We start from the raw sequence: 23849 nt of genomic DNA on the forward strand, positions 1-23849 counted from the left end.
AGCATGATGAAAGTTATTTTTACTCAAGATGTTAGGGGTCGCGGCAAACGCGGCGAAGTCAAAGAAGTCCCAGATGGTTATGCGCAAAACTTTTTGTTAAAGCGGGGACTGGCCAAGGCGGCAACCAAGGCCAACATGCATACCTTAGAGCGCTTAGCAGCCCACGAAAAGGCTGCGTATGAGAGCGAAAAAGCTGAAGCAGAAAAAATCAAAAAGCAGCTTGATCAGGATGAAACAGTTGTGAACTTCAAGTCAAAGGCGGGGTCAGACTCACGTTTGTTTGGTTCAATTTCCAGCAAAAAGATTGTTGAAGGATTAGAGCAACAGTTTGGTATCAAGATTGACAAGCGCAAATTAAACCTGCCTGAGCCGATAAAAGCGCTGGGATATACAAATGTACCAGTCAAGTTGTTTAAGGGCGTGGAAGGCAAAATTCGCGTCCATATCACTGAACAAGACTAGTCCTTGAGGCACAATTTAATAAAAAGTGGGCTTGATTAATGGATAATATTATCTCACAACAAATACCGCACGATGACGAAGCAGAAAAAGCAGTTTTAGGTGCAATTTTTATTGATCCCGAAGCAATTGCGGATGCAAGCGCAGAAGTTCAGACCGATGATTTTTACAAAAAGGCCAACCAGCTGATTTTTCAAGCCATGCTGGACTTGTCTGACCGCGAAGATGCAATCGATCCCTTAACCCTGCAGGATGAATTAACTAAAAAGAACCAACTGGATGACATTGGCGGCATTAGCTACGTATCTGAACTAGCAATTGCGACTCCGACGGCTGCGCATGTTACGTATTATGCCAAGATAGTGCACCGCAAGGCACTTTTGCGGCGGTTAATTTCGGCCAGCCAAAAAATCATCACGAATGCAATGCAGGACTCTGATGATGTGACCGATATTCTCGATAATGCTGAGAGTGAAATCATGAATGTTTCCTCTGAGAACAATGCGAGTGGTTTTCGGGGAATTAAAGAAATTGTTAACTCGGCAATTGAAGAAATTAATAATATTCCAGAAGACGGCAATATGGTCACAGGCATGCCGACGGGCTTTGTGGAACTGGACAAGATGACGACAGGGTTTCATGATGATGAGCTAATCATTGTCGCTGCCCGTCCCGGTGTTGGTAAGACTTCGTTTGCCTTGAACGTGGCCCAGTTTGTTGGGCTGCACACAGATAAGACCGTGGCCGTGTTTTCTTTGGAAATGAGCGGCGAGCAGTTGGTGCAGCGGATGCTGGCATCTGAAGGACTGATTGATTCGCAGCACTTGCGAACGGGACAGTTGGATGAAGATGAATGGCGCAAATTAGTTGTGGCCTCTGGTTCGCTGGCTAACGCCAACGTTTACATTGACGATACGCCTGGGATCAAGATGAGTGAGATTCGGGCCCAATCGCGGCGTTTGGCTAAGGAAAAGGGCAACCTAGGACTGGTTGTGATTGACTACCTGCAACTAATTGAAGGCCCCCGAAGCGAGTCACGACAGCAAGAAGTTTCCGCAATTTCGCGGCAATTAAAAAAGCTGGCAAAAGAATTGCACGTGCCAGTAATTGCGCTATCGCAACTATCGCGGTCCGTTGAGCAAAGACAGGACAAGCGGCCGGTTTTATCGGATATTCGTGAATCTGGGTCAATTGAGCAGGATGCCGATATTGTTTCGTTTTTGTATCGCGATGACTACTACCGTGATGAAGGCGAAGATGGCGGTGACCAGCAAGAAGTTGGCGCTGAAGATGATAACGGTGAGGTAGAAGTTATTATTGAAAAGAACCGCTCAGGCAGTCGGGGAACGGTTAAATTGATGTTTTCCAAGCCATACAACCGCTTTTCCAACCTTGATTATCGTCACGATCAACCACAATAAATGGGATAATATATATAATTAAAAAGTTGCCAGAGCCAAGGCCCCTTTATTAAAATAAGGCTGTTATTGATGACATTATTTCTTTAAAATTGTATCATTATCATGTACATAGATATTGTTAGGAAAGGATCGATAATTATGGCAGATAAAGGTATGAAGGACAAATTGGCTGGTAAAGCTGAAGAAGTCAAAGGCAAGGCCAAAGAAATGGCTGGCGATGTCAAGGATAAGGCGCACAAAGCAACTGAAACTATTAAAGACAAGGTTGACGACGTTAAAAAGGACATGAAGAAATAATTCTTCATTAAAAAAGGGCAGAGAAACATTTCGTTTCTCTGCCCTTTTAGTGTGCGTTACACATGAAACAATTGGGCTAATGCAGCTTGCTGCGGACCTCTGGCGGCAAGTCTAAATTGGGATGTGCCGGATCGTAGAATTCATAAAAAACTGGTGCCCGGTTAGAGTCGTTGCTTTGAGGGTAAAGTGCATAGTTGCTGGCCATCATTGGCAAGGTCAGGTTGTGTTTGTATGAAACCCAGATATTGCTAAAAATCTGAGTAATCAGCTTACGGGTTGGGGGATCAAGCGACAAAAAGACGCGACTGAGCCGATATGTGCCGACTAATTTGTTGCTAGTCAATTGGTGCAGCTCATTGATATCAAAATTCTCAAAGGCTTCAAACAGGTCAGAAAAGGTTTCGTTGCGCTTATCTTGCGGAATGGAATGGTTAAAGTTAATTAGCGCATGCCTGATTACCCGACTGTTGGGCGATAAGCCTTTTGCTAAAGTGAAACTGTCCCGTCCAACCGACCACCGCCGCGGATCATGTTGGTTGCGCATTGCCACGGTGCTTTTGACGACGATTGTTTGTTCAGGGTGGTCGAGCATGGCGCCAAAGATCGATCCTTGAGGGATGTAAGTCTTCATTTTGGACATGGTACGTACGAAGCCCGGATTAGTGTATACCTGGTGGAAAAAGCCTGGTCCATCAAAGCTGAAGGCCTTGATGACGCGGTCTTGAATGTGTGACGCAACAGCACTAAGGGCGTACTGAGCAAAATTGCCACCCTTTGAATGACCCAACAAATAAATTTGCTGGTCGGGAAATTTATGGGCAATCTCTGTTAGGTACTCAGCAGCAACGTTTTGTCCGTAAATCTCAGGCAAATAATTCATGCGCATGTCTTCCTTCCAGCCGGTCATCGAACCATCGGTTCCCCGAAAGGCAATAGCAATTGTGTTTTTGCCAACGGCAAAGGTGGCAGCGCTAAACTGCAAGGGATTGGGGTCAGTCTCCAAGCGGTCAGTCCAATCAAGAATTTTGACCTGGCCCAAGCGGGGACTTTCCGGCAGCAAAATAATTTCAGCCGCTGTTTCAGAGTGCATTTGGTGTTGAAAGGCTGGCAAATTGCGCAGTTGCACTGCAACCTCGCCAAGCGTATGGTTGGCGGCAGAATCGTCCGCAGGTAGGTAAACCAGTGACGATAAAAGTGCTGCATCAACACTGTTGAAGGGCTTTTCGGCAAAAGATAAATCCCCGCGCCAACGTAAATAATCAAGTGAACCTGCCATCAAACTACTCCTTTCAGTAGAAAATCATGTATTATTGTAGTGTCTTTGCCAAACAAATAGCAAAGAAAAAGCAATAGATTTACCTATCGCTTAATCAATAGAGTTAACTACTTGCTAACGCTGGCATAGCTGATCCGCTTGATATCTGGATACTTGCGCAGTGCCATGATAATGTTGTTTTCATCAATATCATTATTGATAATGCCATCAACAAAGAAGGTAATTCGCTCATCGGTGACATTAAGAATTTTCACGGAAACATTTTCAACGTGGTTGGCTGTCAATTCGCCTTCAATTGTGTGCAAGATGTTATGCTTGTTGACCGCTTCAATTTGAATATTAAAGCGGATGTGCATGATAATTTTGTCAATTAGGGTATCATCATGGAAAAGCATCTGGATAACGAAGAGCAGGGCTGTAGCGGCAATTCCTAGCATATATAAGCCAGAGCCAATCGCCATCCCAATTGCGGAAGTGGCCCAAATTCCAGCTGCAGTAGTTAAACCAGAAATTTGCTGTTTTTTGACTAAAATCGCACCGGCTCCAATAAAGGAGATGCCAGAGACAATTTGTGCCGCGATTCGCGATGGGTCAAGGGCAACGTCTGACAATTTAAGCAAGTCAGCGAAGCCATATTTTGAAACAATCATAAACAGTGCAGAAGAAAAAGCGACAACGATGTGTGTTCTTACCCCTGCACTTTTGCGTTGAATTGCCCGCTCGTAACCAATTAGAGCTCCACATAAGGAAGCGATTAAAATCCGCAACAACCAGTCGAATTGAGTAGCAAGCGGCATTAAAGTAGCCATTACATCACTCCATTTCTAAACTAAACTTCTTACTATACGATTGTATATTATACTCTTAAAAAGGAAAGCCTAAATTAGTTACACAAAAATTAATAAAAAATAACACATTTAATAAAGGCAAGGGCAAGAAGGTTATATTAATGGCAAAGCTAAAAACAACAAATTGCAGCCATATGATTAAGGAAAGCAACTAGTGCTACTACAAGTGGGACGAGGCAGAATTTTTAAAAACTATTATTTGCAGGGAAAGGAAAATCAAGATGAATATTTTAGTAACTGGTTCAACGGCAGGCTTGGGTTATCTGATGGCCAAAGAACTGATGGCAGAGGGAAATAATGTTATACTGCACGCCCGTAATCAAGAAAAAGCGCAAGTACTAAAGAAAGAACTGCCGCAGGCCAAAGGAATTTTGATTGGGGACTTGGGCAATAAAGCGGAAGTGGTTGATCTGGCTCAAGCGGCCAACAAATTGGGCAGAATTGATACCGTAATCCATAATGCCGGCATATATACCAGCAAGCGCAAGGTGACCTTTGAAGTAAATGTTCTGGCGCCCTACCTGCTAATTGCGTTAATGAAGAGGCCGCAAAGAATCATTTTTACTTCTTCTGATATGCATATGGGTGCCCGGCTCAATCTTGACCATTTAGAAGAACAAACAGATTATTCTTCATCAAAGCTGCAAGTATTGTTGCTGGCCAAGTCATTGGCTAGACTGGATCAGGACATTATTGCAACTGCTGTAGATCCAGGCTGGGTGCCCACTAAAATGGGTGGGGCAGCTGCGTCTGATGACTTGGTTGCGGGTTATACAACGCAGGTGAAGCTTGCTACCTTGAATGACCCAAAGGTTTCTGGAGGCTACTTTTACCATTTGCAGCGGGCAAATTATGATTCACGAGTGGATAAGATAGAATTGCAAGATGAATATTTAAGTAAACTAGAAGAATTAACCAATTTGACAATAAGAAGATGAGCAAGGATCAATAGCAATCTGATCCTTAAGCGGTTGGATGCATGAAAGCCGGTTATCCAATATTCTAGTATTTGCTAAATTAATTTTTATTACTGTCATACTTTACCTAGAAAAAGGGAAAAAAGACTTGCACGAACACGGCTAATATGGTTTAATAAATATCGTTGTCGAGTATGACAATGCTGACTTAGCTCAGTTGGCAGAGCACGTCACTAGTAATGATGAGGTCGGAGGTTCGAATCCTCTAGTCAGCATTAATTTTTATAATTTAGCTTTAAGAAGTCTATTATTGAGTTTCTATAAATATCCTGATAATAGGCTTTTTTTGTGTTTTTTATAGTTGATAGTTATGCAAAGTTGTTAATATTAGCTTTTGCCACACAAATGCCACAAAAGTAGAATTTGGTAATTTTTGTGTGGTAAAAATAAGTTTGATCTTTAATAAATACCGATTTATCAAGCTTTTGAAGAGATGTTGTTATGTGTCCCATATAAGTTATTTTGGAAAAAATAAAAAAGATAGAATGAATCTATCTTTGACGGTATTTGTTAAAGTTTACCAAATGTTGCAAGAAAATATTGATAGTAATAGAATAATTTATGAATTAGGTCAATATCTTTATTTTGAAATTGCAAATAATCAAGAATATCTTTTTCAGATTTCTAGACCTATGCCAAGGCAGCATTTAAGGACATTATTAGCAGACGCTGTTGGAAAACCTGAACTCGCAGATTATAATAAATATCCAAATTGAGAACAGGTAAAAATGACTAGAAATAAGTTGGAACAATCATTTTTAAGTGAAAAGTTGGGATACTAATAACATGGTAATAAGCAATTTTTTATTGATTGCATTTGCAATAATGTCATCTTTGTCCAGGGGAATAATCTCAGTAATTGATCGTTATCAGATGGGATACCGCCATCAAAGTTCAATTAATGTGAATTTTTTGAATAATCTTTGCAGTACGGCCTTAGTAACTATATTTTTAATTGGCTTGTTAAGTAAGTTTCCTACGCCCAAAATAACGGGAAACTATATTGGCAAAATTATTATTTATGGTTTGCTTGCGCAGTTAGTTGCGTATGGTTACAGTTATGTTTTTAAAAAAGTAACGATAATGCAATCAATTGTTTTAAGCAAAATGACCGACTTGTTTATTCCCTTAGCCATCTGTTTAACCATGGGTTACTTTAACAAGTCGTCTTATTTGATTTCAATTATATCTACGATTATTGTGGTTTGCTACATTATTTTTAAGCAGAGACACAGTCAGATGAATGTGACAACTTTGTTAAAAACATTTATGGTTATTGGTCCTCTGTTGATTATACAAGCAGCACTATCGCCATTATTAACTAAAGGCGTTATAAGGCTGGTTGATTTAGTATACTTTACGATTGCTACAATTTATATTCGCTGTATCATTACAATTATTACTTTTTGGGTTAAGCATCATAGTTTGCGTATTAAGGGTGTAAAAATTAACAAACAGATTTTTGGAATTTATGGTGCCCGTGCAGTTTTGACAATACTAGCACAAGCGACGTATACGTTAGCAACATCATCGCCTAATTCGGGAATTGCGTGGATTTTTCTCAATATGACCAATTTATATAGTGTTATTTTTGGTAGTTTTGCATTAAAGGAAAAAATCCATTTTTCTGATGTGCTGCTGATTATTTGTATTTTTGGGTTAGCACTAATATCCAAATAATTAAATTATGATATAAGCTATAGTAACCACAAAAATAGCCACACAACTTTTATAAATTAATATATAAAGGCTAGTTTAGTAATAAAAGCTATGATAAAACTACATGCTTCTAGTCGCATAATTTAGATTTGTGCAAGTTAATTATCCTTGGTGTATCAACGTTTCAAACAGATACGCGAAGGATAATTTTTGTTTGAAAAGGAAAGCTAAGAACATAAACGGAACATAAAATAAACGATGTTCCGTGAGTGATTTTTTAGATAGAAACAAAGACTGATATAACAACATTTACAACCGGTTTTTCGCTGTGCAGAATCAGATTTTTTAAAATCGTATAGATATAGAAATAGCACTTACAACTTTTTGTTGCAGGTGGTATTTTTACATTTTATTTTTTAGCTTTACTAAAAGTATTAGTCCTGCTTTGGTAACCTAAAACTAACTGTTTACAATAGGTCTAGACAGTTACTGAAACCTATTGAAGCAGATAATTATAAGCGGTATCATAAATGTATCTACTCAATATCATTTTTTCTTACTTAATAGTAAGAAAAAACCAGTAGTTAACTACTGGTTCATTATTATAGATATTTAATCAATATTTTTGTAAAGGAGAGCAAAATTGAAGCTCAGAAAAGTTACTATGTATAAACTAAACTCACAAAACAACAAAATTTTGTTTAAAAACTAAACTCATAAAATTTGTCCTTTACTGGAAAAACAAATCCCGGTCTAATAACATTTGTTTAGTGTGTTCCCCGCGTATGCGGGGGTGATCCTCAAGCGTGGTTATGACGGTAAGCAATCTCTTGGTGTTCCCCGCGTATGCGGGGGTGATCCTAGAACTACCACTCTCATCGGCATTGAATTTCAGTGTTCCCCGCGTATGCGGGGGTGATCCTAAAAATCAATACACGATTATGTATGTAAACGAGTGTTCCCCGCGTATGCGGGGGTGATCCTGTTCGGTAATCCAATTAGGCGGCGCACCAAAAGTGTTCCCCGCGTATGCGGGGGTGATCCTAAGCCAGTCACCAAGTTTCAAGGTCAAATTAAGTGTTCCCCGCGTATGCGGGGGTGCAATTAAAAACTTGATGACAGCAAACAAGATAAGCAATACTCAAAGATTAGAAAAACTAAAGAACTTCTAGAATTATTAAGAAATGTGAAGTATGAAGAATTACCTGATGGCTTACTTTTGGTATTTATTCCTAGGACTATTACAACGTCATATTCAATAAGATTTATGGATAAGATCATAGAATTGAAGTAAGTTCGCGCAAAGCACCTTGCTTCATTTTTGTTATACCATTATCTAAATCTAAAGGCTGAGGCAAATCGTTTGTTGAATCTTTAACTAGTGGATCATCTGGATTAAACTCATATTCAATCCATAGCATTTTTCAAGTGATTCTTGGTCTTTAAGATTTTGCAACCGTTCTTTGAATTTAATATTAAGTAGTCAAAACCTTTCAACTACAACGCTAAATTTAAGCTGCTTGGAGGACAGTATATTTAGTTGTTTTGGTATATAATACCTTAACAAAGCTTGATTAAAATCCATCTGCTATTAAAGGTCTACAGTAAAAAGTTTTCTGAACCAGCTTTGCTAATAAGGTTAATACTGAAACGACATATTGTAATTTAGACTTGTTATATTTTATATAACAACAAATATTGAAATTATATATTTACAGTGATAATATTAATAATTATTATTATGAAAAGGACAGTACTTTGAAAAAAATAAAATTTTACTCTATATTAACTTTAACATTATTAATAGGTTGTCTACCAACAAATGTGTCAGCTAAAACAAAGGCTACAACCCCGATTGCTGAATGGAGGTATCCGAATAGAAATTCCACGTATGTAGTTGATAAACAATCAAAGTATTATAAATCTGTTTGGGAAAAAGCTACTTCAGCTTGGACTAAGCATGGTTTTACATGGAAAAAAGTAACTAAATCAAAAACCCATTTAAAAGCTCTTACTGAAGCAAAAATGGACTCGCTGAAAGGGCTGGCTGGTGTCTGCTTAGTTACCTATAGTACGAAAACTGGAGTTGTTAGTCGCAGTAATGTTATTTTAAATAAAACAGTACTAAAAAAGTTAAAATATACAAAGCAACAAGCTGTTAATGTTGCTGAACATGAATTAGGTCATTCCTTGGGATTACAGCATAATTCAAAAAATAGTATTTCTGTAATGAATCCAGCCAATCGTTTATACTCTATTAAAAAATCTGATGTAAAGGGAATGAAAAAAGTATATTCAAAAGCTATGGTTGGAGATTTGGTAGGTAATGATAATTTTGTTACTGTAGCTATACCCATAAAGCTTAACCCTAGAGTCGCCGATTTTCGTGCAAATTATTCCGGTAAGACACATAAAATAACTTTTACTGGTAGGACTTCTGATGTATCCCATTTAAAAATTAAATATGATAATAAAGTAGTTAAAAATTTGGAAGTAAAACAGAATGTCTTAAAATTCAAAGTAACAGTCCCATTTAAGGGCTATGCGGCATTTAAAGTTTATGGTGATAAGAGATTGCTTAAAACTGTTTCTGCTAAGAAATATGCTACAGGTAAGCCTGTTTTAAACATGGTAAAGAGGAATAAAGAATCAGTCGATATTGATTTCTATACTAGTCCTGGGAATATTGTTAAAATTTGGGAAAATGGGAAGCCAATATATACCACTATAAGTGATATTCCTAAGGACAATATAACTCTGGAAAGCAGTAAATTTAAAAATTATGATGATTTGAGAATTACTCAGCATAAGAGAGGGCAGAAGACAAGTAAAATGGTAGCATTACCAAAGCTTAAAGAAGGAGAAGTTTATCGTATAGTAAAGTAAATCTTGACGCCTGCTATCACAAGTGAAAAATTGTGATAGCAGGCTTTTTGTTATCTTTGGCATAAATGTTTAATAAATCAGGTGTTGCTAAAAAAAGCTGCAAACTAGTCATGCTTCTCAAATAAAGGTTATTATAGTAGTAGAGAAATAGGCAATTGAAAAGGAATGAAATATTATGAAAAAGATTGACGGGCACATGCACTTAGTCCGCTCACTTGCTGGCTTTAACTCCAAGGGCCGCATGACGCCTTTGGGCAAGGGACAAGCAATTTGGGATAATGGCACCCGCCTTCAGCTAATTCCTGATGGCTGGGGAGCGGATGACTTTTTAGCTGAATCAGCGTTTAAAATCATGGATGAAAGCGAGGTTACCAAAGCTGTCTTGCTGCAGGGCAGCCTGTATGGCTTTCAGAACTATTATTCTTACCAGGCTGCTAAAAAATATCCTGACCGCTTCATTGCGGCTTTTTCCGTTGACCCCTTTGCTGATAATGCCATGGAAATTGTTAGGCGGCATGTTGAAGATTTGGGTTTTCGGGCCATCAAGTTAGAAATTAGTCAAGGTGGCGGCCTGCACGGTTACCACCACCCATTTAGGTTGGACACGGCACCAGAATTGGGCCTGCTTTTTCACTATTTTGCTGACTACCCAGGCTTTGTCATTACTGTTGATTACGGTGACTACACCCAATCCAGCTACCAGCCAGAGGCAATCGCCAACCTGGCTGAGCGCTATCCGGAATTAGACTTTGTTGTGTGTCACCTGTCTTTTCCGAATGCTGACCATTTAGACCGATTGGTCAATGCTTTAAGGCAGTGGCAGCCATTTGGCAATATCACAACTGAAGTATCCGCAATTCAAGATATTGAGGGCGAGACCCTTTTCCCATATCCCCGCTGTCAAAAAGACGTAGCGCTGGCCAAGGAAATTCTGGGTGCCAAGCGCATCTTTTGGGGGTCGGATGCACCGTGGTCGGCGACCTTCAACTCCTACCATGACTTGTCTACTTGGCTAGAGGCAAGCAAACTCTTTAGCAGCTCTGAACTGGCAGATGTCTTGTATAATAATGCTGAACGGATTTACTTTAAACCGCAAAACGTGCAGGCAATGCGAGACAGCGTAGATCCTGCTTTTAAGGATAAATAGGGAGGTTAGGGTAATGAACAAGACTAAAGTATTGGTAACGGGTATTGTCCCCGAGGCAGGTTTGGCTGAATTAAGAAAAAATTTTGCTGTTACTTACGAACCAGCCAAGACAAGCAGAACGTGGGTACTGGACCACCTGGCTGGGTATGAAGGACTGATTCTTGCGGGAATGAGGGGTGACCGTGAGTTGATTGATGCAGGGGTCGCCCTGAAGATTATCTCCGTCAGCGGCGTGGGCTACGATAACATCGATATCGACTATGCCAAACAAAAGGGCATTGTAGTAGCTAACTGCCCGCAAAGCGTGCTGCTGCCCACCGCTGAGATGACCTTTGCGCTCTTATTAGCCACAGTGCGCCACCTCCACTCTTACGACCGGATGATTCGGGCAGGCAAATGGCCCAACGTTTCAAAGCCCGAATACATGGGCATGGGTTTGCAAGGCAAAACTTTGGGTATCTACGGCATGGGCCGAATTGGTCGGCAAGTGGCTAAGTTTGCCCAGGTATTTGGCATGAGGGTGATTTATAAGAATACCCACCGCCTAACCCCTGAACTAGAAAAAAAGCTGGGCGTAGAGTACGCTGATTTCATCACTTTGGTGCAAACTGCTGATGTCATTACCCTGCATGCTCCTGCTCTGCCATCAACTACCGGTGTTTTTGACGCCCAGGTCTTCAAGCAGATGAAGAAGTCGGCTTACATCATCAATGCTGCTCGAGGCAAGCTCATTAAGCAGAACGACCTAATTAGCGCCCTCCAAGAAGGCGAGATTGCTGGGGCGGGTCTCGACGTGTATGAGACTGAACCCGAGGTGCCGCAGGCATTGCGCGCTTTAGACAATGTTGTTTTATCGCCTCATGCTGGGACTGCTACCTTGGAAGCCCGAACGGCGATTGCGGCAGAAGCTGCTCAAAATATTATTTCCTATCTGCGGGACCACAGGCCGCGCAACCAGGTTAACAAGTAGTATTTTATGTGCCGGTGGAATTGCCCAGTATTACAGTAGACCCCCTTTGGCCAGCAGCTAAGGGGGATTTTTTGAAAGTGATGGTTGAAGAAAAAGAATGGAATTTAGCAAAATTTTTAGTGACCAACTTGATCACTGCTATGCGATTATGCGTCTGCGCGCTTGTGGCCGCGACCTTGTGATTGTGGCTTCAGAAGAAGACCAACCCTGCTATGCTTATGATTTGGACAATGAGTTTAGCAAAATAGTCGTTTGGCCAGACGTTGGCGGCACGATGACGCTGGTTCCAATACCAGGAACGCTAAATTTTTTGGCCACACAGCGCTTTTATCCGGGATTCAACTCGCTGCACTGCCGCATTGTAAAAGAAACCTTTAACGGACAGGGCTGGGACCAGACTGTCGTGGGCGAATTCCCTTATCTGCACCGCTTTGACATCATTCCTCAGGCAGGTGATGCATACTGGTATGTGGGTTGTTCCATTGCCAATTCCAAAAAGACTACAGATGACTGGTCCGATCCAGGCAAGGTCTGGGTTGGTACTTACCATGATGGCTCAGGTCAGATTACTGATTTGCGGGCACTGTCCATCAGAATCACCAAAAATCACGGCTACCAGCGCATGACCGGCTACTCGCTAATTACTGGTACCGAAGGTATTTTCCGTCTCGACCATCCCACGCAGGAGAGTGACTGGCAGCTGCATCAGTTAGCTCAACGGGAAACTTCAGATATCGCAGCCACCGATATTAATAATGACGGGCAGCTGGAGTACCTGGCGATTGAGGGCTTCCACGGCCCGCACCTGCGGCTATATGACGCTAACTTCAACACGCTGGCGGTCAGCACCACAGAGACGCCCTTTGGGCACGCCATCTGGGGCGGCGCGATTAGGGGGCAGAACTGCTTCTTGTTTGGTTGGCGTGCCGGCACGCAGGGCCTGGAGCTGATTAAAGATGACAAGCTTGCCACTGACCTTCTGGGCACGCGTCTGGGTCCCAGCAACGTCACCGTTTATGAAAAGGATGGCCAGGAATATCTATTGGCGGCCAACCGCGAGGCCAATGAGGTGGCCATCTACCAGGTTGATGTCGAATAGAACGGGCCGGCTGCTTGAAAATACGGACAATGACAGTTAGTTTGAGCAAAAGCAAATTTTAAAAATGATTTTGTCGCTAAAAGACCTGCCTTTCAGGTTCAGAAGAACTTAGAAGGACAGGCCTTTTTGATAGGTTAAATGTAAATATCAGTATTATAATTATATTAAAATATATAATAGAATTTTTATTTAAAGGAGCATCTAATGCAGCAAGAATACGTCAATACTTCCATCGGCCAAATTGAATACACAATGAGAAAGGGCAATCCGCTCATTGTTTTCCTGAATAGTTTTGGCAGCTTTGATACCGCACAGAGTTTTTCGCAAGTAATTGGAGCGTTGCCCGAAGACTACGGCCTATTTGCGCCCGATTATTTGAATACGGGCTTTAGCGGTAAGTCCACTGCACCGTATACCTTGACAGATGAAGCCAGTGAACTAGCAAAAATTATCAATGAATTCAAGGCTGAGAGTGTTATTGTTGTGGCGCATAGCATTGGCGGAATTTATGCGTTTCAGATGAGGGATAAAATTAGTCACTTACGTGCTTTTGTTACGATTGAGCCTACGACACGCGAAATTATCCTAAACCCACCTAAGGAAGAAGCTTATCTTAAGGCAGGCTCTATCAGTAGTAATGACTTTATTCATAATAAAATGAATGAATTGTTTCCGGCGCAAGAAGCCGCTGCTTTTTGGCGGACCACCGAGGAAACCAGCAATAAGTTTGATGAGGCTGCTAGTCAGAACGCAGTCGAGGCTATGCAGAATGATGAGTTTTGGCGGTCTACTGCTAAGTTTGAGGATACTGTCCCTACAATTATTGTTACGGAAGCCTATCGCAAGGCGGAATATGCGCGGTCAGAATATTTTAACCATCACGCCGCATCTAAGATTATTGCCTTAGGTTCGTTTCACTACATTCAATGGGAATATCCTAAAGAGATTGCTGCCGTGATTGTGAACCTGAGCAAGTAAGAAGGGGATTAACGTTGCCATGATGTCCGACTAAATTCCGGCAAAAGCACATAAAAATGTCGAATATGACTTTTTTGCCAAATCTTCTCTAAAAAGGCTATACTAAAATAAATAAATTATTAAAAAATGGAGAAAGAAAATGATCAAATTTAATGTACGTGGCGGTGCAGGCGACGGCACCAGGCCCAACACCGATGCCCGCCCACAAGACAACCTGTACCTGGCCGTGAATTCAAAGTGGATGAACGATAATCCCGTTCCCGCGGATGAACCGTGGATTAGCAGTTTTTATGCGGTTGACGAGAAGGTACGCAAGCATCTGCTCCAGGACTTCGATGATTTTGCCGCTGGCAAGAATCCGCTCCCAGCGCTGAGGAACTTTGCCAAGGCCGTGGCCATTTACAAACTGGCGAAAAATGCACAGAAGCGCGATGAGGATGGTGCTGCGCCCATTAAGGACGACCTGGCCTTCTTAATGGGACTGTCCAGCCTTGCGGACGTCAACAAGAACCTTAAGAAGCTGCTGCTTGAGTACGTTCTGCCCTTTGAGTTTGAGGTCGCTCCCGACTTCAAAAACGCGCAGCTGAACGTGACGGTTTTTAACCGGCAGGAATTGATCCTGCGTGATCCTAGCTACTACCAGGATGACAAGACCGCGCAGCTGCTCGGTATTTGGGAGAAGCAGACTGCGACATTGTTGACGATGGCGGGCGTAGAGGAAGAAGAGGCCGCCGGCTATGCCAAGGCCGCCGTTGAGCTGGACCAGCGCATGGCGCAAGTTTATAACACGGCCGAATACAACGCTCAGGTTGAGAATAATTACCACCCCGTGAGCGTAGAGGAGTTTGCAAATAAGAGCCACAACCTGGACCTGACCACGCTGCTCAAACAAACGGGGCTTGACAAGACCGCACTGATAATCGTCGGCGAGCAGAAATACCTGGACCACTTTGATGATTTGTTTAATGAAAATAACTTTGCCGCATTGAAGGGCTGGCTGGTTGGCCGCTTCATCAATGATGCCGCAAACTACCTGTCGCACCAGTTCAGGGAAGCTGCACTGCCGTTGACCCAAGCAATGTTTGGCATCGATGCGCTGCCTTCGGATCAGCGTTTTGCCTATAATCGGACTAAAGCCATGTTTGACGACGTGGTCGGCCAGTACTATGGCGAAACCTACCTGGGCCGGGAGGCCAAGGCCGATGCCACCGCAATTGTCAAGAACATGATTGCGGTGTACGAGGAGCGCCTAAGGGCCAATACCTGGCTCTCGAATATAACCAAGGAGAAGGCAATCAAGAAGCTGGACACCCTGGTGCTCAAGATCGGCTACCCAGACAAGGTGCAGAAGTTCTATGATTTGTTTGAGGTGATCCCGGCCGAAGAGGGGGGCACCCTGTATGCTAACGTTAAGGCCAACAGACGAATCAAAATCGAGGATAATTTTAGCGACTTGCAGCACCCGGTTGACCGCACTAAGTGGGTCATGTCGGCCGTCGAGCCGAACGCCTGCTACGATCCGCAGACCAACGACATCACCTTCCCGGCGCTGATCCTGCAAAAACCGTTTTACAGCCTGGACCAGGACCGCGCGGCCAACTACGGCGGCTTTGGCAGCGTGATTGGACACGAAATTTCCCACGCGTTTGACAATAACGGTGCGCAGTTTGACGAGGCAGGCAACATGAAAAACTGGTGGAGTGCTGAAGATTTCGCCGCGTTTAACAAGCGCATCAAGGCCGAAGAGGACCTGTTTGATGGGGTCGAAATCGGCCAGGCGAAGTTAAGCGGCAAGCTGACCGTCTCCGAAAATATTGGCGACCAGGGGGGCTTGACCGTTGCTGTTGAGGCCAACAGGCAGGAGGGTGGCGATAGCCGCACCCTCTTTGAAAACTACGCCCGCGTCTGGGAGACAAATGCCAAGCCGGAATTCCTGCAAATGCTTGCCGCAACGGACGTGCATGCGCTCCCGCAAGCGCGGACCAACGTCCAGGTGCAGTGCCAGGATGAGTTTTACCAGGCATTCAACGTTCAGCCGGGCGACGGCATGTGGCTGGATCCGGAAAAACGGGTCAAGGTTTGGTAAAACCTGTTGCACAGAGATAGTGGAAATTGAGCATAAATTTAAAAGCCTGCCTTTCAAGTTCAGAAGAACTTGGAAGGGCAGGCTTTTTTGCTGGCAATGAGCGAAGCCGTTGTGATTTATCTTTATTTCAGTAGTTTAATGATTTGCTGCTGGGCTCGGCTTGCTTCTGGAGTGGGATAGACCGGGTAGACGTGGTTTAAATTATGGCCCACATGGAGCGTAACGGGGACAGCATTACGCTGCAATTTGCGGGTTAATTGTAGTTCATCGGGATAAAAGATTTCGCGCGTTCCTGTAAATATAGTTGTTTTAGGCAGGCCTGCCATTTTGCCATTTATTGGCGACAAGCGGTAATTGTGAGGAGATAACCTGCCTGCCCAGTATCGGCCATCAACCTTTAAGACAGGTATTTTTAGCATCGGGTCCGTTTTTTGGTACTTTTGTTCCGCTGGATTCGACTGAGTAATGTCAATCCACGGCGACAGGAGGATAAGCTGCTCTGCACTAGTCTATCGCCTTAACCTTATTCAATATTTCCAAAAAATAAGCGGCCGTTGTGGTCATGTTCATGCTAGTCAGGAAGTGAATAATCTGTGTGGCCTGGTCGTCGTGCTTGTCCCTGCGGCAAGTTAAAACGGCGTTCAGGAAATTGCGCCCGACGATTAGGAGCATCTCGCGGTCGGGGAGAGTGAGATGGTTGATCTGCTTCAAAAGGCCGTCCGCAAACTTGTCCTGGCCCTTAACGAGCAGGCCGATAGCGGCCTCAAGGAGGGTGGCGACTGCGAAGTGAAAGGTACTCTCGCCGGCCTTTTCTATGAAGGAAATGTTGGCAATGACCTGGGATGAAATCTCGTAGATGATTTTGGGGCTGATTACCGCGGTACTGTTCGCAAACAACGATAAGTATTCCTGGCCCCAGATGGTCACGCGGGATAGCTGGCGGTTCAGCTGATTCTGGTCGGAAATGGAGAAGATGTTGTTGCCCGCGACTTTATAGTACAGGCTGCACGCAATAGCGGCGTAGTCGAGGTCGATGGTCGTTCTGCTTGCGTGGTACTTGTCAAGCGCCTCTTGTGCCAGGTGCTGCATGCTTGCCGTGTCCTTGCCGTGTCCTTGTCTTCCCAGGCAGCTTCTAGCCTCAGGGCGATGCCGTCGCGGAAATCGAGGTCGGCCAGGTTGATGTATTCTTCCGCGGTCAGGTTGATGCGCTCGAACAGTTTAACGGCCCGCTGGAAATCCATGTGGCCGCTGTTGTTCTCCCACCTGGACAGCATTTGAATGGAGCAGATATCGCTTGCCGCTTCCCTCAAGGTAATGCCCTGGGCCTGTCTAATATTTTTAAATTGAGTTCCCGCTTTTTTCATGATTTCGTTAATCCCTTCCTTTTTATCATATATGAGAAAAGCGCAAATGCAACAGATAATAATATGTTTTAATTTAATTAACCTAGAAAAGCAAATTTACTTTTCAGGTAAAACTAAATTTCATGGAGGTTTTATTATGAAATTAACGATTACTAGAATGAGTTCAGCCGATGTAAGTGATGAATTTAATAAAGAAACTATGGCAGAAGGAAAATTCCTGGCTTGTGTCTCGTGGATTGTTTCCATTTCTAATGATTCAACAGAACAAACAGAAGGATTGTGTTTACTTTAAAAGTGGAAAACGAAGTAAGTAATTACATCTATAAAATAGAGAAAAAAGTCAGTGAAATCATTAGAAAAAACTGGCTTTTTTTCTCTAAATATGATGTAGAAAAATATAAATTATCTCCAGATAAAGTAAAAGGAGAGATATTAATATATTTATTAATATCAAAAGACAAGCTTTTATATTATAAATTATTTGAGCAACACTTTACAGTGGATGCATGTAAAGAAAAACTTAAAAACTTGTTTACTGAACAATTTCTTTATAGAAAATACCTGAAGCCGAATGAACAATTATTAGCAATTTGGGGTAGTAAAAGCAAAGTTTTGTTAAATAAAAAAAAGTGAAAAGTATTATATTAAAAAGTATAGTATTTAAACAAAAAGATATCTACTTATATGATTATTTAGATCTATATAGTTTCACACATGATATGTTTTTCGCATTCAATTTTGGCAAAACTGAGGTTAATAGTATCTTTTCACAAAATGACATTAAAGAAATTTGGGATAAATCTATAAAAAATTATTATTATTCCATTTTATCAAAGAATTATGATTTGGCAGCTGAATTTTTAATTGTTTTGTTAATAACTGGGGGATCTCAAAAAAAAGTTTTCATAAACATATTTAAAGAATTCTACAAATATATTTGTGAGCCAATTTTAAACAGGGACTATGATTTTTCAACTGATGATTATACTTATTATCATTGTATTAGGATTATTAGGCAATATTTATGAAAGATATACAAGCAATACGGAATAAAATATTTATACATTCAAAAAAGAAACTAACTAAGGTTAATTATTTTGAATTGATATCTGAGTTATCTGAAAAAATAATAGATTTTGATATTAAAATTGAAAGCACATCAATTTGTTATAAAGTCTTAAAAAAAGCAAGTGAAAATTTGCTTTTAGAAGATATTTTTAAAACGAACCCTAAGCTACGACTAAAGTGCTTTTGCATTGCTAATTGCTTTGAAAGACTGAATTTTAATAAATATACAATTGAAAGTTTAGATTATAGCACTTATGAGTTATCGTTAAAAGAATATATTATTCTGACAAAATTAGATATATTAAATTATGATATTACATTTGATAAAAGTTTATATGATATATCAGATTTAAAACATTCATTATTATTTCCAGAATTATTAGCACTCAAACCATTATCAGAAAACGAAAGTCTTGAAATTTTCAAAAAATATAATCAGCAAATAGTAGATCCAAATCAATTTTTTATATTTTTGATTGTTAAAGAAGGAAAGGAATTTACAGACAAGCATATGATTTCACGCTTAAATATTGTTAACTTGATATTATTGGAGAATTTATTAGTATGATTGATTTGACTAGGTTGTTCTTCTCTATAGAACAAATTATTCCAATTGATGAGTTAAAAAGTATGAAATTTAGTAATCAAGATTTTTTTTAATAAATGAAATTTATTACAACAACTATAAATTTAGCAAAAAAGATATATATAAACTGGCGCTTAAAAGATTAGATACTGACTATATTTTTAGCAAAATTAATTGTGGCGATTTATTGACTGATGCATTAAGAGCATATTTTCAACAAATTTATGATTTAAAGGGATTATTATTAATTTCTATTTTAGAGTGCAGGAAACATAAATCTACTAAATCTTTAAAATATCTAATTCAATTTGTTAAAAGTCAATATCGAAACGATGGCTTATACGGTTATTTAAATCCATTTATTTCTTTGACCTCAGAAGATGAAAAAACTGAAATTAACCATTTATCAACTATATATTTTATTTTAATAAAAAAAGTAATAATTAAAGAAATTGGGAAAGAAAAATGGAACAACAGTCAAAGCGCCAACTAAAATTAGCAATTGCCAGCCTATTCGTCGGGAATCTTGCGAGTTCGATCTTTTCATTTTGCCTGAGCCTGTACGTGCTGCAGCAAACGGGCTCAAGCATTACGTTCTCCGTGATCCTGCTGCTTCAGCCGCTGATCAACCTGCTGGTCAGTCCCCTTGTGGGCTACCTCGTCGATAGGTATGACCATAAGGTGGTGGCGCTGGTAGCACAGGGTGGCAGCGTATTGGTAATGATTTTATTTACCAGCCTGTTTAGTGCGGTGGAAACTCTGGGCTTGAAAATTATTGTCATCGGTTTAACGACGGTCCTGCTGGCCATTTGCGACAACGTGCAGTCTACCAGCTACAAGGCCTCGACGATGCAAATGGTGGTAGACAAGCACCGGCAGAAGCTGGTTTCATACGAGCAGCTGACTTCTGCCCTGGTTACCACCCTAGCGCCAATCGTTGGCGGCGTGTTGTTCGGTCTGCTGGCCATTGAGGTGACGGGAGTCTTTGAACTAGTAAGCGAAGTCATTGTTCTGCTGATTATTTGGCGGCTAAACTTTTACCTGGTAGAGGCGAAAAAAGCAGCGCACAGGGAATTTTCACTGGTAGAATCATTTGTCGACGGCCTGAAGTACCTCCTGGCAAATAAAAATTTGCAGAAGCTGCTGCTGTTTGCAATTTTTGCCAACTTCGCCCTCAGCAGTCTGGAGGTGGGCCTGCCCGTGATCATGCTGCAAGACATGCACATCGGCGCGCAGGCGTATGGCATAACCGACAGCTTTGGTGCAGTTGGGATGATCGTCGCCAGCCTACTGCTGGGTTCCGTTGAACTAAGGCAAAATTACCTAAGGCTAACCGGAAAACTGGGGCTCTTGATGACTGGGTCCTTCTTAATCCTTGCGTTAACCAGTCTGGTTAACAATCGGGTTCTTGTGGTTCTGACGTTCAGCGTCTGCATGCTGGTCATCGGCGGCGCCCTGGCCGGAATCAACCTACCGTATTCAATGTATGTGCGCACCAAGGTCGATGAGGACAAGCAGGGCCGCGTGGGCTCGGCGACCAGCGCACTTGTCTCGGCACTCGCACCGGTTGGCTACGCCTTCTTTGGAATCATGTTTAACGCCACCAGACCCTTGTGGGGCCTGCTCCTGTGCGCTCTGGTTTTGCTGGCAGACAGCCTGTACTTGCTGGCCGCAAAAGGTAAAAGTTAAATATAACGCACAATTAATAAAGGTAAAAGTCTGCTCCATGTTCAAAAGAACTTAGAAGGCAGGCTTTTTTGTCATTGACTAACAAAAGTATCCGAATCGCACAATCGATCACAAAAAATCTTGCTTTTTGGAAATTTTTCGGTAAAATATGAAACAAACTACATGAAGCGTGCTTCATATTGAGGGGAAGGTGGAACCATCAAAAACCTGGTTAAAGAGAAGAGAAAAGAACGGGGCATGACGCAGCGCGATTTGGCCGAAAAAACGGGCGTGACCGAACGCACCATCATCTCGGTTGAACGGGGCAAGTACAAGCCATCAATCGTTTTGGCCTACAAACTAGCGCAGGTTTTTGCCACCGATATCGAAACTATATTTTGTTTGAAGGAGTATGTAGAAAATGACGAAGAATAAGAAGAGAAAACTGCGATACTACGTCGAGACCGTGGTTTTTATGCTCTGTACCGCCAGCCAATTGTTCCTGCTGAGCCAGCATATGCTCAAGCATTTTGCCTGGCCGTACATCGTGAAAGACCTAGTCTGGCTTATCTTGAGCGTCGTGGTGACTGTTGGCGCCTATCTGAGCGCCAAGGACGTGGGCACGAGCGAAGACCTTGATGCCGATGAGCGGAACAAGTACCTTAGCATGAAGACCGAGCAGCAATTGTTTAAGATTACGGATACGATGCTTTTTGTTCTGGGTTATGGCTTCCTGGCGGGGGGCGTTATCTTGTTCCAAAAAAGCACTACCAGTTACACGGCATTCGTTTTGATTGCAATTGCTGTAGTGTTGATAGCACTATGGAATTTATTAATTGTGATTGAATTGGTCTTGTACTTTGTTAACGACTACCGCAATTAAAAATTAGTAGACAAAAATAATTTCCTGCTGTAATTTTCGTTTCAAGTAGGAGTCTGAATGAAATTTGCTTTTACACCAGCGACTGCAAAGTCAATAGGACTTTTTAGAATGTCTTTTAGGTTTTTAGTTATTAAACAGGCGTGCCAACATGCACGCTTTTTTGGTGCTTTTAGCTAAAAACACTTGACTTAGAGTTAACTCTAAAGAATATGATTATTGCAAATCATGGGACAAGCAGAAAAAGGTGAGTTATGGAAAAACAATACAAAATCAGTGAATTTGCTCAGCTAGTTGGACTTTCACCGTATACGCTTAGATACTATGAAAATGAAAAGTTAATTATTCCGCAGCGCCGTCCTAACGGCCAGCGCTACTACACTGACCATGACGTTCAATGGATCGGTTTTTTGATGCACCTCAAGGGCTGTGGCATGAGCATGAATGAAATCAAGGAATACGTTGCCCTGCGCAGCCAGGGCGACCAGACGATTGCCCAACGCCAGGCCCTGCTGCAGAAGGTGAAGACCAACAGTTTGACCAAAATAACCGAGATGCAGATGCATTTAAAGATTTTAACCCATAAGATCGACTGGTATGAAGGCAAGCTGCATGATTGTGATGAAGGTAGTTTTGCCGAGTATTTACAACAATTTGAGGAGGAAGACAAAAATGAAAAATAAAGAAGTGAAAAACGGGGTGATTTTTCCCCTGGGCGAGGAAAATGTCGCTTATGCCGAAGACTTTATTGGCAAAAGCTACTTGGTCAACCTAGTTAATGATCCCGAACTCAATGTCGGTGTTGGCAACGTCACCTTTGAGCCGGGCTGTCGCAACAACTGGCACCAGCACCATGATGGCTTTCAGATTCTGCTAGTTACTGGCGGCGAAGGCTGGTACCAAGAATGGGGTCAGCCCGCTCGTCTGCTGCATCCGGGAGACGTGGTAGTTGTGCACAATGATGTTAAGCACTGGCACGGTGCAGCCAAGGATAGCTGGTTTACGCACCTGGCCATTACTGCTGGTCGTCCGGTCTGGCTTGAGCCTGTGACAGACTCGGAATATGACAAAATTAATCAAGGAGAATAATCATGAAAAAACAAACAGCAGGTCGCCATAACTTGGGTGAGTTTGCACCTAAGTTTGCAGAATTAAACGATGATGTCTTGTTTGGCGAAGTTTGGGCGCGTGAAGACAAACTGTCAGCCCGTGACCGTAGCCTGATTACAGTTGCCAGTCTTTTGACACAAGGTATGCCGCAGCTGGAAGACCATATGAAGATGGCCAAGAATAACGGTGTCACTAAGGAAGAAATGGTGGAACTAATTACCCACCTGGCCTTTTATGCCGGTTGGCCTAAGACCTGGACCGCCTTTAAGTATGCTCAGGAAATCTATGGTAAATAGCATGAATATAGGGAGGAAGTATAATGCAACGCAGCAAAGTTATTGTCCATATGTACGTTTCAATTGATGGCAAGATCGATGGACCCTATGGCAGCGGTGTTTCCAGTGCGTATTATTCAGACGAGCTGTTTAACTTGAGCAATGCCGATGGGAATGGCCGCAACACCATTCAGATGTATGCAGCTAAGGGAAGCCCGGACTTCAGCAAGTTTTCAACTACAGGTATTACCTATGAGGACTGGCTTCCTGACATTAAGTCAGCAACCTGGTCGGTTTCCTTTGATCGCAAGGGTAAGTGTAATTGGACCAAGAATTACTTTGAGTACAACGGGCACAGGATGCATGCGCTCGAAGTTGTCACTAAGCAGGCGACCAAAGAATATTTGGCCTTTTTACGGTCAATGGATATTCCCTATATTGTTAGCGGTGAAGAGGACTTTGACCTAAGCGCGGTGCTGATCAAGCTGAAGCAGCACTTTGCCATTGATACCTTGGCTGTATGCGGCGGCGCTGTGATTGACGGTGTATTCTTGAAAAAGCACCTGGTTGACGAAATTTCTCTGGTAATCGCACCGCATGTCAGTGGGGATGCCAATGAAAGGGCCGCCTTTGACACTCTGGGCCAATACGGTGATGACACATTTGCCATCAAGGAGGTCAAGCAACTAGCAGATGGCGGGGTGCACCTGATATTTAAAAAGCAATAGGTAGACAAGCTTGTTAGGCAGCACTTGAGGTTAGTAAACGTACTTTTTTATGTGGGGGGACTTTCTA

Annotated in this window: 29 protein-coding genes, 1 tRNA gene, 1 pseudogene and 1 CRISPR repeat array; of the genes and pseudogenes, 25 read left to right on the forward strand and 6 right to left on the reverse strand. The window is 42.1% G+C overall.

The window, feature by feature from the left end; genetic code table 11:
• The first annotated feature begins 6 nt into the window (after nucleotides 1-6).
• From rplI to AC2JF7_RS01280, 3 genes are all read left to right on the forward strand, one after another.
• Nucleotides 7-462 carry a 50S ribosomal protein L9 gene (rplI, locus tag AC2JF7_RS01270; protein WP_500726398.1) on the forward strand — a complete coding sequence of 152 codons (456 nt, stop codon included), beginning with the start codon at nucleotides 7-9 and terminating at the stop codon, nucleotides 460-462.
• 38 nt (nucleotides 463-500) lie between these two features.
• Nucleotides 501-1880, forward strand: coding sequence for a replicative DNA helicase (gene dnaB / locus AC2JF7_RS01275; protein WP_500726270.1), 1380 nt, complete (start codon nucleotides 501-503; stop codon nucleotides 1878-1880).
• A 138-nt stretch (nucleotides 1881-2018) separates the two neighbouring features.
• Nucleotides 2019-2177, forward strand: coding sequence for a CsbD family protein (locus AC2JF7_RS01280; RefSeq protein WP_500726272.1), 159 nt, complete (start codon nucleotides 2019-2021; stop codon nucleotides 2175-2177).
• 76 nt (nucleotides 2178-2253) lie between these two features.
• On the opposite strand, the gene AC2JF7_RS01285 is transcribed toward AC2JF7_RS01280, so the two are convergent.
• Both AC2JF7_RS01285 and AC2JF7_RS01290 read right to left on the reverse strand, forming a co-directional pair.
• Complete coding sequence (locus AC2JF7_RS01285) at nucleotides 2254-3453, reverse strand: DUF2974 domain-containing protein (RefSeq protein WP_500726273.1); 1200 nt, start codon at nucleotides 3451-3453, stop codon at nucleotides 2254-2256.
• Nucleotides 3454-3560: 107 nt separating this feature from the next.
• On the reverse strand, nucleotides 3561-4262 hold the full coding sequence (locus AC2JF7_RS01290; protein WP_500726275.1) for an MgtC/SapB family protein: 702 nt from the start codon (nucleotides 4260-4262) through the stop codon (nucleotides 3561-3563).
• Nucleotides 4263-4522: 260 nt separating this feature from the next.
• Between AC2JF7_RS01290 and AC2JF7_RS01295 the strand changes: the two genes are divergently transcribed.
• The 4 genes from AC2JF7_RS01295 to AC2JF7_RS01310 all read left to right on the forward strand — a co-directional run bounded on the left by AC2JF7_RS01295 (nucleotide 4523) and on the right by AC2JF7_RS01310 (nucleotide 6958).
• On the forward strand, nucleotides 4523-5239 hold the full coding sequence (locus AC2JF7_RS01295; RefSeq protein ID WP_500726277.1) for an SDR family NAD(P)-dependent oxidoreductase: 717 nt from the start codon (nucleotides 4523-4525) through the stop codon (nucleotides 5237-5239).
• Between the two features lie 181 nt (nucleotides 5240-5420).
• Nucleotides 5421-5493: transfer RNA gene (locus AC2JF7_RS01300), tRNA-Thr, on the forward strand.
• A 228-nt stretch (nucleotides 5494-5721) separates the two neighbouring features.
• Entirely contained in the window at nucleotides 5722-5994 is a 273-nt protein-coding gene (locus tag AC2JF7_RS01305; protein ID WP_500726278.1) for a hypothetical protein, read from the forward strand.
• 46 nt (nucleotides 5995-6040) lie between these two features.
• Nucleotides 6041-6958 carry a hypothetical protein gene (locus AC2JF7_RS01310; protein ID WP_500726280.1) on the forward strand — a complete coding sequence of 306 codons (918 nt, stop codon included), beginning with the start codon at nucleotides 6041-6043 and terminating at the stop codon, nucleotides 6956-6958.
• 750 nt (nucleotides 6959-7708) lie between these two features.
• Nucleotides 7709-8043: direct repeats of the CRISPR family, unit length 30 nt; unit sequence AGTGTTCCCCGCGTATGCGGGGGTGATCCT.
• A 171-nt stretch (nucleotides 8044-8214) separates the two neighbouring features.
• Here the strand turns inward: AC2JF7_RS01310 and AC2JF7_RS01315 are convergent.
• Nucleotides 8215-8358 carry a hypothetical protein gene (locus tag AC2JF7_RS01315; RefSeq protein ID WP_500726282.1) on the reverse strand — a complete coding sequence of 48 codons (144 nt, stop codon included), beginning with the start codon at nucleotides 8356-8358 and terminating at the stop codon, nucleotides 8215-8217.
• Nucleotides 8359-8695: 337 nt separating this feature from the next.
• On the opposite strand from AC2JF7_RS01315, the gene AC2JF7_RS01320 reads away from it, so the two are divergent.
• The 6 genes from AC2JF7_RS01320 to AC2JF7_RS01345 all read left to right on the forward strand — a co-directional run bounded on the left by AC2JF7_RS01320 (nucleotide 8696) and on the right by AC2JF7_RS01345 (nucleotide 16103).
• Nucleotides 8696-9823, forward strand: coding sequence for a matrixin family metalloprotease (locus tag AC2JF7_RS01320; protein ID WP_500726283.1), 1128 nt, complete (start codon nucleotides 8696-8698; stop codon nucleotides 9821-9823).
• Between the two features lie 175 nt (nucleotides 9824-9998).
• The gene (locus tag AC2JF7_RS01325; RefSeq protein ID WP_500726285.1) at nucleotides 9999-10970 is read left to right on the forward strand and encodes an amidohydrolase family protein; all 972 of its coding nucleotides are present in this window, start codon (nucleotides 9999-10001) and stop codon (nucleotides 10968-10970) included.
• Between the two features lie 13 nt (nucleotides 10971-10983).
• Nucleotides 10984-11940, forward strand: a complete 957-nt coding sequence (locus tag AC2JF7_RS01330; protein ID WP_500726286.1) for an NAD(P)-dependent oxidoreductase — start codon at nucleotides 10984-10986, stop codon at nucleotides 11938-11940.
• Between the two features lie 97 nt (nucleotides 11941-12037).
• Nucleotides 12038-13039, forward strand: coding sequence for a hypothetical protein (locus AC2JF7_RS01335; protein ID WP_500726287.1), 1002 nt, complete (start codon nucleotides 12038-12040; stop codon nucleotides 13037-13039).
• A 204-nt stretch (nucleotides 13040-13243) separates the two neighbouring features.
• A complete protein-coding gene (locus AC2JF7_RS01340) occupies nucleotides 13244-14017 on the forward strand; it encodes an alpha/beta fold hydrolase (protein ID WP_500726289.1) in 774 nt (257 codons plus the stop codon).
• 139 nt (nucleotides 14018-14156) lie between these two features.
• The gene (locus tag AC2JF7_RS01345) at nucleotides 14157-16103 is read left to right on the forward strand and encodes a M13-type metalloendopeptidase (protein WP_500726290.1); all 1947 of its coding nucleotides are present in this window, start codon (nucleotides 14157-14159) and stop codon (nucleotides 16101-16103) included.
• A gap of 122 nt (nucleotides 16104-16225) precedes the next feature.
• Here the strand turns inward: AC2JF7_RS01345 and AC2JF7_RS01350 are convergent, their stop codons facing one another.
• From AC2JF7_RS01350 to AC2JF7_RS01360, 3 genes and pseudogenes are all read right to left on the reverse strand, one after another.
• Nucleotides 16226-16594 carry an alpha/beta hydrolase gene (locus AC2JF7_RS01350; RefSeq protein ID WP_500726400.1) on the reverse strand — a complete coding sequence of 123 codons (369 nt, stop codon included), beginning with the start codon at nucleotides 16592-16594 and terminating at the stop codon, nucleotides 16226-16228.
• A 13-nt stretch (nucleotides 16595-16607) separates the two neighbouring features.
• Nucleotides 16608-17192, reverse strand: a complete 585-nt coding sequence (locus AC2JF7_RS01355) for an Rgg family transcriptional regulator (protein WP_500726292.1) — start codon at nucleotides 17190-17192, stop codon at nucleotides 16608-16610.
• A 107-nt stretch (nucleotides 17193-17299) separates the two neighbouring features.
• A pseudogene (locus tag AC2JF7_RS01360) lies at nucleotides 17300-17467 on the reverse strand (helix-turn-helix domain-containing protein); the annotation flags it as partial.
• A 136-nt stretch (nucleotides 17468-17603) separates the two neighbouring features.
• On the opposite strand from AC2JF7_RS01360, the gene AC2JF7_RS01365 reads away from it, so the two are divergent.
• The 12 genes from AC2JF7_RS01365 (at nucleotide 17604) to AC2JF7_RS01420 (ending at nucleotide 23782) form a co-directional block, all read left to right on the forward strand.
• Entirely contained in the window at nucleotides 17604-17759 is a 156-nt protein-coding gene (locus AC2JF7_RS01365; protein ID WP_500726294.1) for a hypothetical protein, read from the forward strand.
• A gap of 2 nt (nucleotides 17760-17761) precedes the next feature.
• Nucleotides 17762-18100 (forward strand): hypothetical protein, encoded by a 339-nt coding sequence (locus AC2JF7_RS01370; protein ID WP_500726296.1) that lies wholly within the window; start codon nucleotides 17762-17764, stop codon nucleotides 18098-18100.
• On the forward strand, nucleotides 18097-18495 hold the full coding sequence (locus AC2JF7_RS01375; RefSeq protein ID WP_500726297.1) for a DUF6895 family protein: 399 nt from the start codon (nucleotides 18097-18099) through the stop codon (nucleotides 18493-18495). Before AC2JF7_RS01370 ends, AC2JF7_RS01375 begins: the two co-directional genes overlap by 4 nt.
• Entirely contained in the window at nucleotides 18492-19103 is a 612-nt protein-coding gene (locus AC2JF7_RS01380; RefSeq protein ID WP_500726298.1) for a hypothetical protein, read from the forward strand. The genes AC2JF7_RS01375 and AC2JF7_RS01380 overlap by 4 nt, the downstream gene beginning before the upstream one ends.
• Nucleotides 19104-19308: 205 nt before the next feature.
• Nucleotides 19309-19614: a hypothetical protein gene (locus AC2JF7_RS01385; protein ID WP_500726300.1), complete on the forward strand. Its 306-nt coding sequence runs from the start codon at nucleotides 19309-19311 to the stop codon at nucleotides 19612-19614.
• Nucleotides 19587-20810 (forward strand): MFS transporter, encoded by a 1224-nt coding sequence (locus tag AC2JF7_RS01390; protein WP_500726302.1) that lies wholly within the window; start codon nucleotides 19587-19589, stop codon nucleotides 20808-20810. Before AC2JF7_RS01385 ends, AC2JF7_RS01390 begins: the two co-directional genes overlap by 28 nt.
• A 207-nt stretch (nucleotides 20811-21017) precedes the next feature.
• On the forward strand, nucleotides 21018-21224 hold the full coding sequence (locus AC2JF7_RS01395; RefSeq protein ID WP_500726402.1) for a helix-turn-helix transcriptional regulator: 207 nt from the start codon (nucleotides 21018-21020) through the stop codon (nucleotides 21222-21224).
• A complete protein-coding gene (locus AC2JF7_RS01400) occupies nucleotides 21211-21672 on the forward strand; it encodes a hypothetical protein (RefSeq protein WP_500726304.1) in 462 nt (153 codons plus the stop codon). The genes AC2JF7_RS01395 and AC2JF7_RS01400 overlap by 14 nt, the downstream gene beginning before the upstream one ends.
• 251 nt (nucleotides 21673-21923) lie before the next feature.
• Nucleotides 21924-22352 (forward strand): MerR family transcriptional regulator, encoded by a 429-nt coding sequence (locus AC2JF7_RS01405; RefSeq protein ID WP_500726306.1) that lies wholly within the window; start codon nucleotides 21924-21926, stop codon nucleotides 22350-22352.
• Nucleotides 22342-22758 carry a cupin domain-containing protein gene (locus tag AC2JF7_RS01410; RefSeq protein WP_500726307.1) on the forward strand — a complete coding sequence of 139 codons (417 nt, stop codon included), beginning with the start codon at nucleotides 22342-22344 and terminating at the stop codon, nucleotides 22756-22758. The genes AC2JF7_RS01405 and AC2JF7_RS01410 overlap by 11 nt, the downstream gene beginning before the upstream one ends.
• A 2-nt stretch (nucleotides 22759-22760) precedes the next feature.
• A complete protein-coding gene (locus AC2JF7_RS01415) occupies nucleotides 22761-23075 on the forward strand; it encodes a carboxymuconolactone decarboxylase family protein (protein WP_500726309.1) in 315 nt (104 codons plus the stop codon).
• A gap of 23 nt (nucleotides 23076-23098) precedes the next feature.
• Nucleotides 23099-23782 carry a dihydrofolate reductase family protein gene (locus tag AC2JF7_RS01420; RefSeq protein ID WP_500726311.1) on the forward strand — a complete coding sequence of 228 codons (684 nt, stop codon included), beginning with the start codon at nucleotides 23099-23101 and terminating at the stop codon, nucleotides 23780-23782.
• Nucleotides 23783-23849: the final 67 nt, after the last annotated feature.

This window comes from Lactobacillus sp. XV31L, assembly GCF_059900865.1.

Bases quoted from the DNA above. Each gene is read 5' to 3' on its own strand.
- rplI (WP_500726398.1), top strand. From the start codon at position 7: ATGAAAGTTATTTTTACTCAAGATGTTAGGGGTCGCGGCAAACGCGGC.
- dnaB (WP_500726270.1), top strand. From the start codon at position 501: ATGGATAATATTATCTCACAACAAATACCGCACGATGACGAAGCAGAA.
- AC2JF7_RS01280 (WP_500726272.1), top strand. From the start codon at position 2,019: ATGGCAGATAAAGGTATGAAGGACAAATTGGCTGGTAAAGCTGAAGAA.
- AC2JF7_RS01285 (WP_500726273.1), bottom strand. From the start codon at position 3,453: ATGGCAGGTTCACTTGATTATTTACGTTGGCGCGGGGATTTATCTTTT.
- AC2JF7_RS01290 (WP_500726275.1), bottom strand. From the start codon at position 4,262: ATGGCTACTTTAATGCCGCTTGCTACTCAATTCGACTGGTTGTTGCGG.
- AC2JF7_RS01295 (WP_500726277.1), top strand. From the start codon at position 4,523: ATGAATATTTTAGTAACTGGTTCAACGGCAGGCTTGGGTTATCTGATG.
- AC2JF7_RS01315 (WP_500726282.1), bottom strand. From the start codon at position 8,358: ATGCTATGGATTGAATATGAGTTTAATCCAGATGATCCACTAGTTAAA.
- AC2JF7_RS01325 (WP_500726285.1), top strand. From the start codon at position 9,999: ATGAAAAAGATTGACGGGCACATGCACTTAGTCCGCTCACTTGCTGGC.
- AC2JF7_RS01330 (WP_500726286.1), top strand. From the start codon at position 10,984: ATGAACAAGACTAAAGTATTGGTAACGGGTATTGTCCCCGAGGCAGGT.
- AC2JF7_RS01335 (WP_500726287.1), top strand. From the start codon at position 12,038: ATGGAATTTAGCAAAATTTTTAGTGACCAACTTGATCACTGCTATGCG.
- AC2JF7_RS01340 (WP_500726289.1), top strand. From the start codon at position 13,244: ATGCAGCAAGAATACGTCAATACTTCCATCGGCCAAATTGAATACACA.
- AC2JF7_RS01345 (WP_500726290.1), top strand. From the start codon at position 14,157: ATGATCAAATTTAATGTACGTGGCGGTGCAGGCGACGGCACCAGGCCC.
- AC2JF7_RS01355 (WP_500726292.1), bottom strand. From the start codon at position 17,192: ATGCAGCACCTGGCACAAGAGGCGCTTGACAAGTACCACGCAAGCAGA.
- AC2JF7_RS01365 (WP_500726294.1), top strand. From the start codon at position 17,604: ATGAAATTAACGATTACTAGAATGAGTTCAGCCGATGTAAGTGATGAA.
- AC2JF7_RS01380 (WP_500726298.1), top strand. From the start codon at position 18,492: ATGAAAGATATACAAGCAATACGGAATAAAATATTTATACATTCAAAA.
- AC2JF7_RS01390 (WP_500726302.1), top strand. From the start codon at position 19,587: ATGGAACAACAGTCAAAGCGCCAACTAAAATTAGCAATTGCCAGCCTA.
- AC2JF7_RS01400 (WP_500726304.1), top strand. From the start codon at position 21,211: ATGACGAAGAATAAGAAGAGAAAACTGCGATACTACGTCGAGACCGTG.
- AC2JF7_RS01405 (WP_500726306.1), top strand. From the start codon at position 21,924: ATGGAAAAACAATACAAAATCAGTGAATTTGCTCAGCTAGTTGGACTT.
- AC2JF7_RS01410 (WP_500726307.1), top strand. From the start codon at position 22,342: ATGAAAAATAAAGAAGTGAAAAACGGGGTGATTTTTCCCCTGGGCGAG.
- AC2JF7_RS01415 (WP_500726309.1), top strand. From the start codon at position 22,761: ATGAAAAAACAAACAGCAGGTCGCCATAACTTGGGTGAGTTTGCACCT.
- AC2JF7_RS01420 (WP_500726311.1), top strand. From the start codon at position 23,099: ATGCAACGCAGCAAAGTTATTGTCCATATGTACGTTTCAATTGATGGC.